This window comes from Salinihabitans flavidus (genome assembly GCF_900110425.1).
Taxonomy (GTDB): Bacteria; Pseudomonadota; Alphaproteobacteria; order Rhodobacterales; family Rhodobacteraceae; genus Salinihabitans; species Salinihabitans flavidus.
In genome coordinates, this window is the sequence record NZ_FODS01000018.1 from 77,367 (window position 1) to 91,775 (window position 14,409).

The 14,409-nt window shown below is 63.7% G+C and carries 15 protein-coding genes and 1 pseudogene; 11 read left to right on the forward strand and 5 right to left on the reverse strand.

From position 1 onward, the window contains the following. Nucleotides 1–58 precede the first annotated feature (58 nt). A complete protein-coding gene (gene murD, locus BMW66_RS14170; protein WP_093119467.1) occupies nucleotides 59–1,456 on the forward strand; it encodes a UDP-N-acetylmuramoyl-L-alanine--D-glutamate ligase in 1,398 nt (465 codons plus the stop codon). A 3-nt stretch (nucleotides 1,457–1,459) separates the two neighbouring features. Here murD and BMW66_RS14175 read toward each other — a convergent pair whose 3' ends face one another. Beyond that, nucleotides 1,460–2,650, reverse strand: a complete 1,191-nt coding sequence (locus BMW66_RS14175) for a BaiN/RdsA family NAD(P)/FAD-dependent oxidoreductase (protein WP_093119469.1) — start codon at nucleotides 2,648–2,650, stop codon at nucleotides 1,460–1,462. A gap of 135 nt (nucleotides 2,651–2,785) precedes the next feature. Between BMW66_RS14175 and aroA the strand changes: the two genes are divergently transcribed. From aroA to rpsA, 5 genes are all read left to right on the forward strand, one after another. Further along, nucleotides 2,786–4,132, forward strand: a complete 1,347-nt coding sequence (gene aroA, locus BMW66_RS14180; RefSeq protein ID WP_175483255.1) for a 3-phosphoshikimate 1-carboxyvinyltransferase — start codon at nucleotides 2,786–2,788, stop codon at nucleotides 4,130–4,132. Nucleotides 4,133–4,222: 90 nt separating this feature from the next. After that, nucleotides 4,223–4,834, forward strand: a complete 612-nt coding sequence (locus tag BMW66_RS14185; RefSeq protein WP_093119496.1) for a (d)CMP kinase — start codon at nucleotides 4,223–4,225, stop codon at nucleotides 4,832–4,834. A 47-nt stretch (nucleotides 4,835–4,881) separates the two neighbouring features. Continuing rightward, complete coding sequence (locus tag BMW66_RS14190) at nucleotides 4,882–5,796, forward strand: ATP-grasp fold amidoligase family protein (RefSeq protein WP_093119470.1); 915 nt, start codon at nucleotides 4,882–4,884, stop codon at nucleotides 5,794–5,796. A gap of 140 nt (nucleotides 5,797–5,936) precedes the next feature. Continuing rightward, nucleotides 5,937–6,320, forward strand: coding sequence for a DUF4168 domain-containing protein (locus BMW66_RS14195; RefSeq protein ID WP_093119472.1), 384 nt, complete (start codon nucleotides 5,937–5,939; stop codon nucleotides 6,318–6,320). Between the two features lie 266 nt (nucleotides 6,321–6,586). Beyond that, nucleotides 6,587–8,266, forward strand: coding sequence for a 30S ribosomal protein S1 (rpsA, locus tag BMW66_RS14200; RefSeq protein ID WP_093119473.1), 1,680 nt, complete (start codon nucleotides 6,587–6,589; stop codon nucleotides 8,264–8,266). Between the two features lie 165 nt (nucleotides 8,267–8,431). On the opposite strand, the gene BMW66_RS14205 is transcribed toward rpsA, so the two are convergent. From BMW66_RS14205 to rpsF, 4 genes are all read right to left on the reverse strand, one after another. After that, nucleotides 8,432–9,694, reverse strand: coding sequence for a SulP family inorganic anion transporter (locus BMW66_RS14205; RefSeq protein ID WP_093119474.1), 1,263 nt, complete (start codon nucleotides 9,692–9,694; stop codon nucleotides 8,432–8,434). A 126-nt stretch (nucleotides 9,695–9,820) separates the two neighbouring features. After that, nucleotides 9,821–10,453 carry a 50S ribosomal protein L9 gene (rplI, locus tag BMW66_RS14210; protein ID WP_093119476.1) on the reverse strand — a complete coding sequence of 211 codons (633 nt, stop codon included), beginning with the start codon at nucleotides 10,451–10,453 and terminating at the stop codon, nucleotides 9,821–9,823. Nucleotides 10,454–10,463: 10 nt separating this feature from the next. Continuing rightward, nucleotides 10,464–10,691, reverse strand: coding sequence for a 30S ribosomal protein S18 (gene rpsR / locus BMW66_RS14215; RefSeq protein WP_093119477.1), 228 nt, complete (start codon nucleotides 10,689–10,691; stop codon nucleotides 10,464–10,466). A gap of 28 nt (nucleotides 10,692–10,719) precedes the next feature. Continuing rightward, entirely contained in the window at nucleotides 10,720–11,073 is a 354-nt protein-coding gene (gene rpsF / locus BMW66_RS14220; protein ID WP_093119497.1) for a 30S ribosomal protein S6, read from the reverse strand. A 264-nt stretch (nucleotides 11,074–11,337) separates the two neighbouring features. Here rpsF and BMW66_RS14225 point away from each other — a divergent pair, with 264 nt between their 5' ends. From BMW66_RS14225 to BMW66_RS14245, 5 genes and pseudogenes are all read left to right on the forward strand, one after another. Then, complete coding sequence (locus tag BMW66_RS14225) at nucleotides 11,338–11,832, forward strand: hypothetical protein (protein WP_093119478.1); 495 nt, start codon at nucleotides 11,338–11,340, stop codon at nucleotides 11,830–11,832. Nucleotides 11,833–11,964: 132 nt separating this feature from the next. Beyond that, a complete protein-coding gene (locus BMW66_RS14230; RefSeq protein WP_093119480.1) occupies nucleotides 11,965–12,543 on the forward strand; it encodes a YceI family protein in 579 nt (192 codons plus the stop codon). Nucleotides 12,544–12,881: 338 nt separating this feature from the next. Next, on the forward strand, nucleotides 12,882–13,526 hold the full coding sequence (locus BMW66_RS14235; protein WP_425441329.1) for a hypothetical protein: 645 nt from the start codon (nucleotides 12,882–12,884) through the stop codon (nucleotides 13,524–13,526). Further along, on the forward strand, nucleotides 13,527–14,087 hold the full coding sequence (thpR, locus tag BMW66_RS14240; RefSeq protein WP_093119481.1) for an RNA 2',3'-cyclic phosphodiesterase: 561 nt from the start codon (nucleotides 13,527–13,529) through the stop codon (nucleotides 14,085–14,087). It begins immediately after the preceding gene. Between the two features lie 57 nt (nucleotides 14,088–14,144). Next, a pseudogene (locus tag BMW66_RS14245) lies at nucleotides 14,145–14,409 on the forward strand (IS481 family transposase); the annotation flags it as partial.

A 14,409-nucleotide genomic window follows, 5' to 3' on the forward strand; every position in this document is an offset into this window, starting at 1 on the left:
TTGGCAAATCGGCGCCCGGACGCCATAGTCGCCGGGCCGCAACACGAAGGGGGATGTAATGATTCCGGTCACCGGATTCGACGGGCAGAAAGTGGCGGTTCTGGGGCTGGGGCGCTCGGGACTTGCCGCGGCGCGCGCGCTGCGCGAAGGCGGGGCGCTGCCGGTCTGCTGGGACGACAACCCCGATGCCCGCGCCCATGCCGAGGATGAGGGGTTCGCCTGCGAAAACCTTTTGCAAAACAATGCGTTCGAGGGGGTGGCGACGCTCATCGTGAGCCCCGGAATCCCGCATCTCTACCCCGCGCCGAACCCGGTTGTCACCGCCGCGCAAGAGGCCGGTGTGCCGGTGGACAACGACATCGGGTTGTTTTTTCTGTCCTTCGCGGCCCCCGGCTGGGACGAGTTCGACGTGCCGCCCAAGGTCGTGGCCGTGACCGGCTCCAACGGTAAATCCACGACTGCCGCGCTGATCCATCATGTGCTGGAGTCCGTGGGCCGCCCGACGCAGATTGCCGGCAATATCGGGCGCGGGGCTCTCGATCTCGATCCGGGAGTGGAAAACGAGGTTGTGGTGCTGGAGCTGTCCAGCTACCAAACCGAACTGGCGCGCGCCCTTACTCCGGATGTTGCTGTTTTCACTAATTTTTCTCCCGATCACCTGGATCGGCATGGCGGCATCGGCGGCTATTTCGCGGCCAAGCGGCGGCTGTTTTCCGAAGGCGGCCCCGACCGCGCCGTGGTCGGTGTGGACGAGGCCGAGGGCCAGTTTCTCGCCGGTCAGATGGCCGAGGGACCGGGCGACAGACGCCTGATCCGCATCTCCGCCGCGCGCAAGCTCACCGGGCCCGGCTGGCAGATTTTCGCCCGCAAGGGGTTCCTGTCGGAATACCGCAAATCCCGGCAGGTCGGCAGCATCGACCTGCGCGCGATCCCCGGATTGCCCGGCGCCCACAACCATCAGAATGCCTGCGCCGCCTATGCGGTCTGCCGCACGCTGGGGCTGGCGCCCAAGGTGATCGAGGCGGGATTCAAGAGCTTTGACGGCTTGCCACACCGCAGCCAGATCATCGCGCGGCACAAGGATGTCACCTATGTCAACGACTCCAAGGCGACCAATGTGGATGCGGCCGCCAAGGCGCTGTCAGCGTTCGGAAAAATTCGGTGGATTTGCGGCGGTCTGGAAAAGGAGGGCGGGCTTGACGGGCTGCTCGCGGCAACCGGGTCCGTGGTCAAGGCCTACGTGATCGGACGAGAGGCGGCGGGGTTCGCCATGGCGCTCAAGGGGGTGGAGACGGAGGTCTGCACCACGATGTCCCGCGCCGTGGAACGTGCGATGGCCGAGGCGGAACCGGGCGACGTGGTTCTGCTGGCTCCGGCGGCGGCGAGCTTCGATCAATACGACAATTTCGAACAGCGCGGCGATGATTTCATCGCCGAGGTCACATCGCGGCTCTGACGGCTACGCGCCGCGCAGCCTGTCGCGGATGGCCCGTCCGGCGGCATGGCCGCTCGACCAGGCCCACTGGAAATTATACCCGCCGAGCCAGCCTGTTACATCAACCGCTTCACCAATCACATAAAGCCCGGGAAGGGTGTTCGACATCATCGTTCTGGACGACAGGCCCGAGGTGGAAATACCGCCAAGCGTGACCTCGGCGGTGCGGTATCCCTCCGATCCGCCGGGGCGTAAGCTCCAGTGTTTCAATGCTTTCTCAAGGTCGCGCAGGCCCGTGTCGGATTGATCGGCGAGGTTCCCCTCCAGCCCGAGGTCTGGTGCCAGATACTCCACCAGACGGGCGGGCAGGAGGTGGCCCAACTCGTTGATCAGCTTGCGCCGCCCGTGCGTCCGGCGTCTTGCGCGCAGTGTGTCAAACAGCCCGGTATCGGGCAGAAGATCCACGAAGATCTCCTCCCCCTCACGCCAGTAGGATGAGATTTGCAGCACTGCGGGGCCGGAGATCCCGCGGTGCGTGAACAGGAGCGCCTCTTGGAACGCGGCTCTTTCGTTCGAAATACAGGTATCCAGGGAAACCCCGGCCAACGGCTTGAACCGCCCTTCGGGAAAGGTCAGCGGCACCAGCCCCGGCCGGATATCCGTGACCTCATGGCCGAACTGTCGCGCGATGTCATAGGCCAGACCCGTCGCCCCCATCTTCGGGATCGACTTGCCACCCGTGGCCAGCACGAGGTTGGGCGCGGTCACGATCTGCCGCACTCCGTCGCGTTCGAGCGTGGCGGTGAACGCCCCCTCACTGTGGGTCAGATCCGCGAGCCGCGTCTGAAGCCAGAGATCGGCGCCCGCGCGCGCCATCTCCTCGCGCAGCATTGCGATGATCTCGCGCGCGGATCCGTCACAAAATAGCTGCCCAAGCGTCTTTTCGTGCCAGGCAATCGCATGGCGGTTCACAAGGTCAATGAAATCCCATTGCGTATAACGGCTTAGCGCGGATTTGTGAAAATGCGGGTTGTTGCCGACAAACTCCCCTGGGGTGCAATGCAGATTGGTGAAATTGCAGCGCCCCCCGCCCGAGATACGGATCTTTTCACCCGGTGCCTTGGCGTGGTCGATCACCAGCGCCCGCCCGCCCGAATGGGCGGCGCACATCATACCGGCCGCCCCGGCGCCAAGGATGAGCGTGTCGTATCGCATGGGCGATGCCCCTGCCCGAACCAATGCGCGCGGTCAAGGCATCGACGCACGACCAATGGGCAAAACGCGCCATGGACGCAGCGCATCCCATAGGCTAACAGCATCCGCGCGAAACGTTCTTGAAGGATGCGCCCCATGTCCGCCCACACCCCTCCGACTCCGATGACCGCGCGCGCCTCCGGTCCGCTTGTGGGCGAGGCGCAGATCCCGGGCGACAAGTCGATCTCGCACCGCGCGCTCATTCTCGGGGCGATGGCGGTCGGACAGACCCGGATCACCGGGCTTCTGGAAGGGCAGGATGTGCTCGATACCGCCGAGGCGATGCGCACCTTCGGAGCCGAGGTGACGCGCGACGAGGGCGGCACATGGCATGTGCACGGCGTGGGCGTCGGCGGGTTTGCCGAGCCCGAAACCGTGATCGACTGCGGCAACTCCGGTACGGGCGTGCGGTTGATCATGGGGGCGATGGCGACCAGTCCGATCACGGCGACCTTCACGGGCGATGCGAGCCTCAACAAACGCCCCATGGCGCGGGTGACCGATCCTCTGGCGCTTTTCGGGGCGCGTGCGGTGGGGCGTGCGGGTGGGCGGCTTCCGATGACCATCGAAGGCGCGCGTTATCCCGTTCCGGTACGTTATGCCGTTCCGGTGCCCTCTGCGCAGGTGAAATCGGCGGTGCTTCTGGCCGGGCTGAACGCCCCGGGGCAGACGCAGGTGATCGAGCGGGAAGCCACCCGCGATCACACCGAACGGATGCTGGCAGGCTTTGGCGCGCAGATCGTCACCGAAGACACGGACGAGGGCCGCGTGATCACTCTCACCGGGCAGCCGGAGTTGCGTCCGCAGGTGATCGACGTTCCCCGCGATCCCTCGTCGGCCGCCTTTCCGGTCTGCGCGGCGCTGATCGTGCCCGGCTCTGATGTGCTGGTGCCGGGGATCGGACTCAACCCGACCCGCGCGGGCCTGTTCACCACGCTGCGCGAGATGGGGGCCGATCTGACCTACGAAAACCTGCGCGAGGAAGGGGGGGAGCCGGTGGCAGACCTGCGCGCGCGCTACTCCCCGGACATGGCGGGTGTTGAGGTGCCCCCCGAACGCGCCGCGTCGATGATCGACGAGTATCCCATTCTGTCGGTGGTGGCCGCGAATGCAACAGGGGATACGGTGATGCGCGGGGTCAGGGAACTTCGCGTCAAGGAAAGCGACCGCATCGCCGCGATGGTTGCGGGACTGCACGCCAGCGGTGTGACGGTGAAGGACGGTCCCGACTGGTGGATTGTCACGGGCCAAGGAGCCGGAGGGGTGCCGGGTGGCGCCACCACGCTGAGCCACCTTGACCATCGCATCGCCATGTCCTTTCTGGTGCTGGGGCTGGCGGCGCAGAAGCCGGTCTCCGTCGATGACGGGGCGCCGATCGCCACGTCCTTTCCTGCGTTCGAGCCGCTCATGGCCGCACTTGGCGCGGCGATCGAGAGGACATGAGGTGCCGGGACGGGGGCACGCCGAAGGGTTGAAGCGGTGCCCGTCGAAAGAGATAAGAGCCAGACGCAGACAGAATATCAGGGATACGGCATGGCATTCACAATCGCGATAGACGGACCGGCGGCTTCGGGCAAGGGCACCATCGCCAAGGCGGTGGCCGCGCATTACGGGTTTGCCCATCTCGATACCGGGCTGCTCTACCGGGCCGTGGGCGCGCGCACGCTCGACGGCACCGATCCGGTGGCGGCGGCCGAGGCGTTGACGGCCAGGGATCTCGAGGATGAAGCCCTGCTGCGAACCCCCGGGGTGGGGCAGGCGGCTTCGCGCGTGGCAGAGATCGTCGGTGTGCGGTCGGCTTTGCTCGACTTTCAGCGCGCCTTTTCCCGTCGCGCCGGGGGGGCCGTGCTTGACGGGCGAGACATCGGCACCGTGATCTGCCCGGACGCGGAGGCGAAGCTTTTCGTGACCGCCAGCACCGAGATCCGCGCCGACCGGCGCTATCGCGAACTTGTCTCCAAGGGGGCGGAGACAACCTTTGAAGAGGTGCTTGCCGATGTGCATGAGCGCGACGAACGTGACAGTTCCCGCTCCGAGGCGCCGCTCAAACCAGCCGGGGACGCGGTGCTGATCGACACTTCCGACCTCGGAATAGAGGCGGCCATCGCCACCGCCATCGACGCGATCGAGGCCGCGCGACGGTAGCGGGCCATTGATCCAGGGCGCCCTGTATCGGTGAAGGGATCGCAAACATGCACGGTGTTGACTTTGACAACCTTCTGGATCGTCTGAAAGGACGGGTTGACCGTGCTTTTGGCTATCCAGCCTTGCGCAGACGGTTCCGGAAAGTCCACGGCCATGATCCCGACCTTCGCAACCCAAAAGGCTATGCCGAGAAGGTCCAGTGGCGCAAACTGAATGACCGCAATCCGCTTTTCCCGATTGCCGCAGACAAGCTGCGCTGCCGGGAGTTTCTGCGCGATGTGCTCGGCAATACCCGCGCCGATGCCATTCTGCCGCAACTTCTTCATCATACCGATGATCCCGACACGCTGCCGTTCGACCGCATGCGCGAGGGGGCGGTGATCAAAGGTAGCCATGGCAGCGGCTGGTGCGTTTTCTGCACCCCCGGTCAGCTACTCGACGAGGCGGCGATCCGCGCGACCTGTCGCACCTGGCTGCGACGACGACACTTTGGAGCGCATATGCAGGAATGGCTTTACAGCCAGATCCCGCCGCGCATCATCGTTGAAGAATTGCTCGGCGATGCAGATGCGGGTCGGCCGCTGGACTTGAAGGTGCACATGTTCGGCGAAAAAATCGGACTCATAGCCGTGTTCGACTTTCGGGGTCATCCCCAGAAACAGGGGTTTTATACCGAATATTGGGAAGAGAGCGAAATCCGGCAGATCGCGCCGCCACGTGACGATCTGCCTCCGCTCGAACGACCGCCCTATCTTGAGGAGGTTTGTGGTATTGCACGCGAGATCGGCGCGTATTTTGATTCCGTCCGCGTGGATTTTCTGATCATGCCCGACCGCTTCTGGATCGGTGAGTTGACTCTCTACCACAACAGCGGCTTTTCCCGCTTTGGCCCGAATGGGGCGGAGCGCACACTTGGCGACATGTGGCACTTGCCTGTGAACCATGGTGCAAGCGGCACCTGAATCGTGAACTTTCATCGGCACGTCGACGCCCGCTTTCGCAGGAATCCGCCGATCCGCTTGTGCCCCGGGGCAGGGTTGTTACTTACTCTCGGGTGGCAGCAGAGCCTGTTGCAAGACAGTTGCATTCCGATGGAGGACACATGACACCCAGAAAGACACTTGCCGCCGTGACCACCGCACTCGGCCTTGCCGTGACAGCGGCCCCGATGGTGGCGCTGACCGCGCAGGGCGCAGCCGCCCAATCGCAGGAAGCCTACTCCGCCGAGAAGCTCGACGCATTTACAAATGCGCTTCTTGATGTGGCGGAACTGCGCCAGAAGTATACCAACCAGCTTCAGGGCACCGAAGGCCAGGAGCAGCAGGACGCGATCGTGGCCGAGGCGAACGCGGAGATCGAGAAAACGATCGAGAACGCTGACAATATCACCGTCGATGAATACGTGGAAATCGCTCAGGCCGTTGGTGAGGACGAAGATCTTCAGGCGCGCGTCACCAAGCGGATCGAGGCGCGCGGACAGCAGTAGACGCCACAAGCCCTCGGGCATCTGGCCCCCGGCGCAATTCTGCCGGGGGCCTCGCGTCATTTGCGTGCAAGCCTCTTGATTTCGGGTCACGCTGCGGATAACAAGCTCCCTGTCAACGAAGGCGATCAACGCCGCATCCAGAGAGATCGAGCAGGGTCGGGGTCACCGGCCCTCTTTGTTTTGCGGCAGGCCAAGCGACCAACCCAAGACCGGCGGAGACAACCGCCCGGCCAGTATAGCAAAGATGTAAAGGAAAAAGACGCCACATGGCTCAGAACGCAAGTATGGAGGATTTCGAAGCCCTCCTGAACGAAAGCTTCGAAATGGACACGCCCGAAGAGGGCTCTGTCGTCAAGGGCAAGGTCATCGCAGTTGAAGCGGGCCAGGCCATCATCGATGTCGGCTACAAGATGGAAGGTCGCGTCGATCTGAAAGAATTCGCAAATCCCGGCGAAACCCCTGATATTTCTGTCGGCGACGAGGTCGAAGTCTTCCTTCGGTCTGCTGAGAACGCCCGCGGAGAAGCTGTCATCTCGCGCGAGATGGCGCGCCGTGAAGAAGCTTGGGATCGTCTTGAAAAGGCTTATGCCGACGAAGAGCGCGTCGAAGGTGCGATCTTCGGTCGCGTCAAGGGCGGCTTCACCGTCGATCTCGGCGGTGCCGTGGCGTTCCTGCCCGGCAGCCAGGTCGATGTGCGTCCGGTCCGCGATGCCGGTCCGCTGATGGGCCTCAAGCAGCCCTTCCAGATCCTCAAGATGGACCGCCGCCGGGGCAATATCGTGGTGTCGCGTCGCGCGATCCTCGAAGAGAGCCGCGCAGAGCAGCGCGCCGAAGTCATCGCCAACCTTACCGAAGGTCAGGCCGTGGACGGTGTTGTCAAGAATATCACCGAATACGGCGCTTTCGTGGATCTGGGCGGTGTGGACGGGCTTCTGCACGTCACCGACATGGCATGGCGCCGCGTCAACCACCCGTCCGAGATCGTGTCGATCGGCGAGACCATCAAGGTCCAGGTCATCAAGATCAACAAGGAAACCCACCGCATCAGCCTCGGCCTCAAGCAGCTGCAGGAAGATCCGTGGGACATGGTGGCGATCAAGTATCCGCTGGGCACCGTCCATACCGGTCGCGTGACCAACATCACCGACTACGGCGCCTTCGTGGAGCTGGAGCCGGGGATCGAGGGTCTTGTCCACGTTTCGGAAATGTCGTGGACCAAGAAGAACGTGCACCCCGGCAAAATCGTCTCCACCTCGCAGGAGGTTGAGGTGATGGTGCTTGAAATCGACCCGGCCAAGCGCCGCGTGTCGCTGGGCCTCAAGCAGACGCAGCGCAACCCCTGGGAAGTCTTTGCGGAAACCCATCCCGCTGGTACCGAGGTCGAAGGCGAGGTCAAGAACATCACCGAATTCGGTTTGTTCATCGGCCTGGAAGGTGACATCGACGGCATGGTTCACTTGTCGGATCTGAGCTGGGACGAGCGTGGCGAGGATGCGATCCAGAACTATCGCAAGGGCGACGTGGTTCAGGCCGTGGTCTCCGAAGTCGATATCGAGAAAGAGCGGATTTCGCTCTCGATCAAGGCTCTGGGCGGTGACAAGTTCGCCGAGGTCGTCGGCGGCGTAAAGCGTGGCAGCGTGATCACCGTCGAAGTGACCGCAATCGAGGATGGCGGCATCGAGGTGGAATACGAAGGCATGAAATCCTTCATCCGCCGGTCCGACCTGTCGCGTGACCGTTCCGAGCAGCGCCCCGAGCGGTTCTCGGTCGGTGACAAGGTGGACGTGCGCGTGACCAACGTGGACAGCAAGACCCGCCGCCTTGGTCTGTCGGTCAAGGCCCGCGAAATCGCGGAAGAGAAGGAAGCCGTGCAGCAGTATGGCAGCTCGGATTCGGGTGCTTCGCTTGGCGACATTCTGGGGGCGGCGCTCAAGGGCGACGAGTAACCCGTAGCGCGAATCCGAACATGGATTGGCCCCGCCTGAAAAGGCGGGGTTCAGACAACTGACAAAGTCCCCGCCTTTGGCGGGGACTTTTGATTCAATGGGGTATGTTGAGAAAGCCCAGCCCCGGCCGCCCGCCGATACCGCGCGGGCTGCGCCCTGGTGGGTCTATCGGTCCGGCGGGGTCCAGTCGGGCGGGGTGATCTTCCGCCGGCGCAGGCGGAGGGCAAGGCCGACGCCGACGCCGACGCTGATCGCCACGGTCAGATCCACCAGAACCGTGAGCACCAGCGTCAGAAGCAGCAACATCGTATCCGATCCCCGGCCCGACAGGTAGCCGCGCCATTTCTGCGGCTCTGTCATGTTCCATGCCGTCAGGATCAGCAAACCGGCCAGCGCGGGCATGGCAAGATAGCCCGCCAGCGGCGCGGCGGCCATCATCACCACGAGGATGGTGAGCGCATGGACGATGCCTGCCACCGGCGTGCGCCCGCCGGCGCGCACATTGGTGGCCGTCCGGGCGATGGCGCCCGTCGCGGGCAGCCCGCCGAACAGCGCAGAACCGAGGTTGGCCGCGCCTTGCGCCAGCATCTCGGCGTTGGGGCGATGGCGTCCACCGATCATCCGATCGGCCACGATGGCCGACAGAAGCGATTCAACCCCTGCGAGAAAGGCGATCACGAAGGCCGAGGGCAGAAGCGCCATGACGCGGGCAGGGGACAGATCCGGCAGCGCCGGCATCGGCAGGCGGTCGGGCAACGCCCCGAAGCGCGAGGCGATCGTATCGACGGGCAGGGCGGCAACGGCAACGAGCGCCGATGCGACAGCAATCCCCACGATCAGCCCCGGAAACCGCGGAAAGAGCCGCCGCAGGATCACGATCAACGCCATCGCGGCAAGCCCGATGGCCAGGCTGGAGGCGCTGAACGTGCCGCGCGCGTGCCAGAGCGCGGGCAGCTTTTCGAGGAAATCGGCCGGCACATCTTCGGGGGTCAGGCCAAACAGATCCTTGAGTTGGCTGGTGGCGATGATGATTCCGATCCCGATGGTGAATCCATTGATCACCGGCTCTGGCACATGGCGGATCAGGTTGCCGATCCGAAGCCATGCGGCGACCAGCAGGATCAGCCCGGCCAGAAACGTGGCGATCACCAGCCCGTCATAGCCGTGATCGGCGATCACGCCATAGACCACCACAATGAACGCGCCCGTCGGGCCGCCGATCTGCACGCGGCTCCCCCCGAGGGCGGAGATGAGAAACCCCGCCACGATGGCCGTCACAAGCCCGGCCGCCGGATCGGCGCCGGAGGCGATGGCGATGGCAAGACTGAGGGGCAGGGCAACCATCGCGACAGTGATGCCCGCCATGACATCGGCGGCGAAAAGGGCGCGGGTGTAGTCGGGCAGGGTGGTCAGGATCTTGGGTTTCATCGTCTTACATTCGGTCTGCGGGTCTGATGCTCATGGGAGGGTCGGAACACCCGATGATCGGGCGCGGACATGAAAAAAGCCGCGCGGATCACTCCGCGCGGCTTTTCTATGTCCTATCCGGAAGCGTCATTGCTGATACTTCTGGTCGTCCTCTTCGCTGCTCTCTTCGGACAGGGCCTCGGCCAGATCCTCGTCGTCGGAGGCGGCGGAGCCGATGTCGTCGAACAGTTCCGCGATCTCGAAATCGGCGGCGGCCTCCTCCTCGGCGGCGACTTGCTGGATCGACTTGCCGGACGCCTGCACCTCTGCCTCTTCGGGCGAGCGGGCGACGTTCAGCTCGATCTGAATCGACACTTCCGGGTGGAGGTGGATGTCCACCTTATGAAGGCCAAGTTCCTTGATCGGACGTTCGATGATGACCTGCTTGCGGTCCACCGAGAATCCGGCCTCGGAAGCGGCATCGGCCGCGTCGCGGGTGCTGACGGAGCCATAGAGGTTGCCGCCATCGGACGCCTGTCGAATCACGACGAACTGCTGGCCGTCGAGCTTGGCGGCGACCGCCTCGGCCTCTTTGCGGGTTTCGAGGTTCTGCGCTTCGAGTTCCGCCTTCTGCGTCTCGAAATGCGCGATGTTGGACTGCGACGCGGTCAGCGCCTTGCCCTGCGGGAGCAGGTAGTTGCGCGCGAAGCCGGACTTCACGTCAACCACATCGCCCATCTGGCCGAGTTTGGCCACGCGCTCAAGAAGAATAACTTGCATGTCTCTCTCCTTATTTCACGGCGTAGGGCAGAAGAGCGAGAAAACGCGCGCGCTTGATCGCACGGGAGAGTTCACGCTGTTTCTTGTTGCTGACGGCGGTAATACGCGAGGGCACGATCTTGCCACGCTCGGAAATATACCGCTGAAGGAGCTTGGTGTCCTTGTAGTCGATCTTCGGCGCGTTGTCGCCCGAGAAGGGGCAAACCTTGCGGCGGCGGAAAAACGGTTTTGTAGCCATGACTTGTGTCCTTTCCTGGCCTGCGTGATCAGCGACGTTCGCGACGGGTGTCGCGTTCGTCCTTCTTCTGCATCTGGACCGACGGCCCCTCTTCGTGGGCATCGACCTTGATGGTGAGAATACGCATCACGTCGTCATGCAGGCGCATCAGGCGCTCCATTTCCTGCACGGCCGGCGCGGGGGCGTCGGTGCGCAGAAAGGCGTAATGGCCCTTGCGGTTCTTGTTGATCTTGTAGGCCATCGTCTTGACGCCCCAATACTCGCTATCCACGAGTGTGCCGCCATTGTCGGCCAGCACGGTGCCAAAATGTTCGATGAGCCCCTCGGCCTGCGTGTTCGACAGGTCCTGGCGCGAGATAAATACATGCTCGTAAAGCGGCATGTGCACTCCATTTTTATTCAGGCGCATTTCAAAGAGCGGGGCCATGACCCTTTCGCGCCCCACCCACGAGAGACTGCGCGGTTCAGATACGTTGCGAAAGGATGGCGCTGTATACCTGATATGGTGTGCCATGCAAGGGCGGAATCGGCCCGCTTCGGACGGGGGAGAATGGCGGGATAATCGCAAAAATCCGCAGCATTGCCCAATTGTTGACGCTTTTCTCGGGAAGGTTGAACGCGAATAGCGGTGTCAAGGAGACATGTCATGGTTGCAGTTTCGGATTTCATGGACGACGTGCACCCGGTATCTGCCGATCCGGCAGAGCAGATCGGGCCGTCCACCCTGCTTCGGATTTCGGCGCTGGTGCTCGGATTCGCGTTTATTCTTGCGGGGATCGGGCTCTGGATGGTGCCGGGGCCGGTGCTCGCGGGCGGCACGCTCATGGCCAAGGCGCTGGTGTCGATCCTGCTGACGGCGGCGGGTGTGGGCATGGCCCAGATCGGCACCGACAAGCCGGTGAGAGAGCTGCATTTCGATGCGCGCCACCGTCAGGTGTATCTCGTGGACGCGATCGGGCGGCGCACCAAGGTGCTGCGTGTCGTGGATTACGAGGACATCTTCCGCATCGAGATCACCGATGACCGTCTGTTCCTGCGCGACCGCGATGACAAGGAGCTTGCCGGGATGGAGCTTCACGGTGCGGCGGCGCGGCGCGATGCCGAGGCGCAGCTCCGGGCGCAGTCGCTGATCTTCGCCTGACCGGGGGGCGCCGGCGCGCGCCCGAGTGTTCGCTGTTCCACAGGTGATGTGGAGCAGTCGGGAATTGAGAGTTGGCCGGGGATCGCCATCTATGCGTGGCGATCCTTTTCACATGATACGGAGCCGACTTTCATGAAACATTCGACCCTTCTGGCCGCCACGTTCGCCGCGCTTGCAACTACGGCGCAGGCCGCGCCGGAAACCTATGTGCTTGACCCGAGCCATAGCCAGATTCTCTTTGACTATAATCACATGGGCTATTCCACGACCTACGGGATGTTCTCCGGTTTCGAAGGCGAAATCCAGTTCGATCAGGAAGATCCGGCCAATTCCTCTGTCACGGTGTCGATGCCCGCGACCGACATGATCACCGGCTGGGAAGAGCGGTTCAATCACTTCATGTCGGGTGATTTCTTCGGTGCCGACGAGAACGAAATGGTGACCTTCACCTCCACCGGGATCGAGGTGACGGGCGAGGATACCGCGCTGATTACCGGCGATCTGACACTCAACGGGATCACGAAATCCGTGGTGCTGGATGCGCAGCTCAACCAGGCCGGGGAGCACCCGATGGAGGAAAAGCCATGGGCCGGGTTCGATGCGACCACGACGCTGCTTCGGACCGATTTCGACATGGGCATGTTCACCCCTTTCATCAGCGACGAAGTGGGAGTGCACATCTCGATCGAGGCGATGAAGGCAGGCGAATAAGCCTCGCACACGCTGTTGCGGCCCATGCGGGCCAAAGGGGGCCGCCGGGCGATCCGGCGGCCTTTTTGCATGCGGTGGGGATGCTTTGGGGGAAACTGAGTTAACCCATTGAAAACGCATGAAACCCCATATCGGTAAAACGTCGGTATTATGTCGGTATCGCGTCGGTGTCACCGGGCGGAATGGCCGTTCCCTTGACCCGTCAACGCCGCGTTCGTTGCCTTGGCCACCGAAACCGCCGTCACCGCACCCTTGCGCGGGCCCCAAAGTGGGCGCGAAGGGGGTTGTGCGCCCCCCGTCTTGCGGTGCATGGATCGGCCATGCGGATGGAGGCGGATATGACCCCCGACGAGATCGAAGCCCTGTTCACCCGGCCGGACGGCAGCTATGCCTTTGCCCGCTGGGGGCGGCCTATCGCACCCGTCGTCTTCGGCGTGGAGGATGAAACGCTGCGTGTCGTGAAGGGCGCGATAGAGGCGGTTGTGGCGCTCGCCGGGCACCGGATGGCCGAGACAGACCCGGAACTCGGCGCCAACCTGATGATTTTCTTTTTCCGCGAATGGGACGAACTGGCCGGGGTGCCGGACCTTGACCGGCTGATCCCCGATCTCGCCGCGCTGCTGGAGCGTCTGAAGGCGGCGGAGGCGCAGCAATACCGCGCCTTCCGCTTTGACGAGCAGGGGGCGATCCGGGCGGGGTTCGTGTTCCTGCGCATGGGCGGGCCGCTGAGCGAGATGCCGGCGGAGACGCTGGCGCTCACGCAGGCGGTGCAGATGATCGTGATGTGGGGCGAGGGCGCCTTTGCCGAAACCTCTCCGCTGGCGATCCTGCCCCAGACGGGTGCGACCGTCCTGCGCCCGGAGATCGGCGGGGTGATCGCCGCCGCCTATGACCGGGCGATGCCGCCCGCTGCCGACGACGCGAGCCATGCGCTGCGTCTTTACGCGCGGCTTCAGGCCGCGCCCGACAGGCAGGGGGCGTGAATGCGGACCTTCATCGCGCTCGACCTGCCGGAAGAGACGCGCGAGCAGCTTTCCGATCTGCAAGGTCTGCTGCGCGTCGGGCGGCACGTGCCCGAGGAGAACCTGCATCTGACGCTGTCCTTTCTTGGAGAGCAGCCCCTTCCGGCGCTTGAGGCGCTGCACGAGGTGCTTTGCGATCTGCCGCCGCGCGAGGTGGTGCTGCGCCTTTCCGGGCTCGATATCCTTGGCAGCCGGCAGCCGAAACTCCTGTTCATCCGGGCGGAACGGTCCGGCCCGCTCGCCGCGCTGCGGCGCGAGGTTCTGACGGCGGTGCGGCTGGCGGGGATCGAACTGCCGCGCACCCGGTTTCGCCCGCATGTGACGCTGGCGCGGTTTTCGCGGGACATGGAAGAGCGGGACGCCGCGCATCTGGGCCGGTTCCTGCAAACCCACGGAGACCGGGCCCTGCCCGAGGTGGTGGCCGAGCAGGTCACGCTTTATCAGTCGGTGCTGCGCGAGGATGGCGCGCGGTATGATCCGCTCGCCTCTTATCCGCTTGTTCCGATGGCGGGGGAGACCTAGGTGTTTGATCCCATGGTTTGATGGTGCGATCCTTTCTCGGGAATGGAAGGAAGCATTATGGGACAAGTTCGTCACGGGAGCGCCACGACCACGCACGCTGTCAGAGCTGCAATACAGCGATCGCAAGCTTCGCTCGCGCAGCTGAGCAAGGAGCTGGGCATCAACCCCAAGACCGTTGCGAAGTGGCGCAAGCGTGCGACGGTGGAGGATCAGAAGACCGGCCCGAGAGCCACGCGTTCAACCGTTCTCAGCGAGGAAGAGGAGGCAATGATCGTCGCGTTCCGGCGGCACACATTGCTGCCGCTGGACGACTGTCTTTACG

Bases quoted from the DNA above. Each gene is read 5' to 3' on its own strand.
- murD (WP_093119467.1), top strand. From the start codon at position 59: ATGATTCCGGTCACCGGATTCGACGGGCAGAAAGTGGCGGTTCTGGGG.
- BMW66_RS14175 (WP_093119469.1), bottom strand. From the start codon at position 2,650: ATGCGATACGACACGCTCATCCTTGGCGCCGGGGCGGCCGGTATGATG.
- aroA (WP_175483255.1), top strand. From the start codon at position 2,786: ATGTCCGCCCACACCCCTCCGACTCCGATGACCGCGCGCGCCTCCGGT.
- BMW66_RS14185 (WP_093119496.1), top strand. From the start codon at position 4,223: ATGGCATTCACAATCGCGATAGACGGACCGGCGGCTTCGGGCAAGGGC.
- BMW66_RS14190 (WP_093119470.1), top strand. From the start codon at position 4,882: ATGCACGGTGTTGACTTTGACAACCTTCTGGATCGTCTGAAAGGACGG.
- BMW66_RS14195 (WP_093119472.1), top strand. From the start codon at position 5,937: ATGACACCCAGAAAGACACTTGCCGCCGTGACCACCGCACTCGGCCTT.
- rpsA (WP_093119473.1), top strand. From the start codon at position 6,587: ATGGCTCAGAACGCAAGTATGGAGGATTTCGAAGCCCTCCTGAACGAA.
- BMW66_RS14205 (WP_093119474.1), bottom strand. From the start codon at position 9,694: ATGAAACCCAAGATCCTGACCACCCTGCCCGACTACACCCGCGCCCTT.
- rplI (WP_093119476.1), bottom strand. From the start codon at position 10,453: ATGCAAGTTATTCTTCTTGAGCGCGTGGCCAAACTCGGCCAGATGGGC.
- rpsR (WP_093119477.1), bottom strand. From the start codon at position 10,691: ATGGCTACAAAACCGTTTTTCCGCCGCCGCAAGGTTTGCCCCTTCTCG.
- rpsF (WP_093119497.1), bottom strand. From the start codon at position 11,073: ATGCCGCTTTACGAGCATGTATTTATCTCGCGCCAGGACCTGTCGAAC.
- BMW66_RS14225 (WP_093119478.1), top strand. From the start codon at position 11,338: ATGGTTGCAGTTTCGGATTTCATGGACGACGTGCACCCGGTATCTGCC.
- BMW66_RS14230 (WP_093119480.1), top strand. From the start codon at position 11,965: ATGAAACATTCGACCCTTCTGGCCGCCACGTTCGCCGCGCTTGCAACT.
- BMW66_RS14235 (WP_425441329.1), top strand. From the start codon at position 12,882: ATGACCCCCGACGAGATCGAAGCCCTGTTCACCCGGCCGGACGGCAGC.
- thpR (WP_093119481.1), top strand. From the start codon at position 13,527: ATGCGGACCTTCATCGCGCTCGACCTGCCGGAAGAGACGCGCGAGCAG.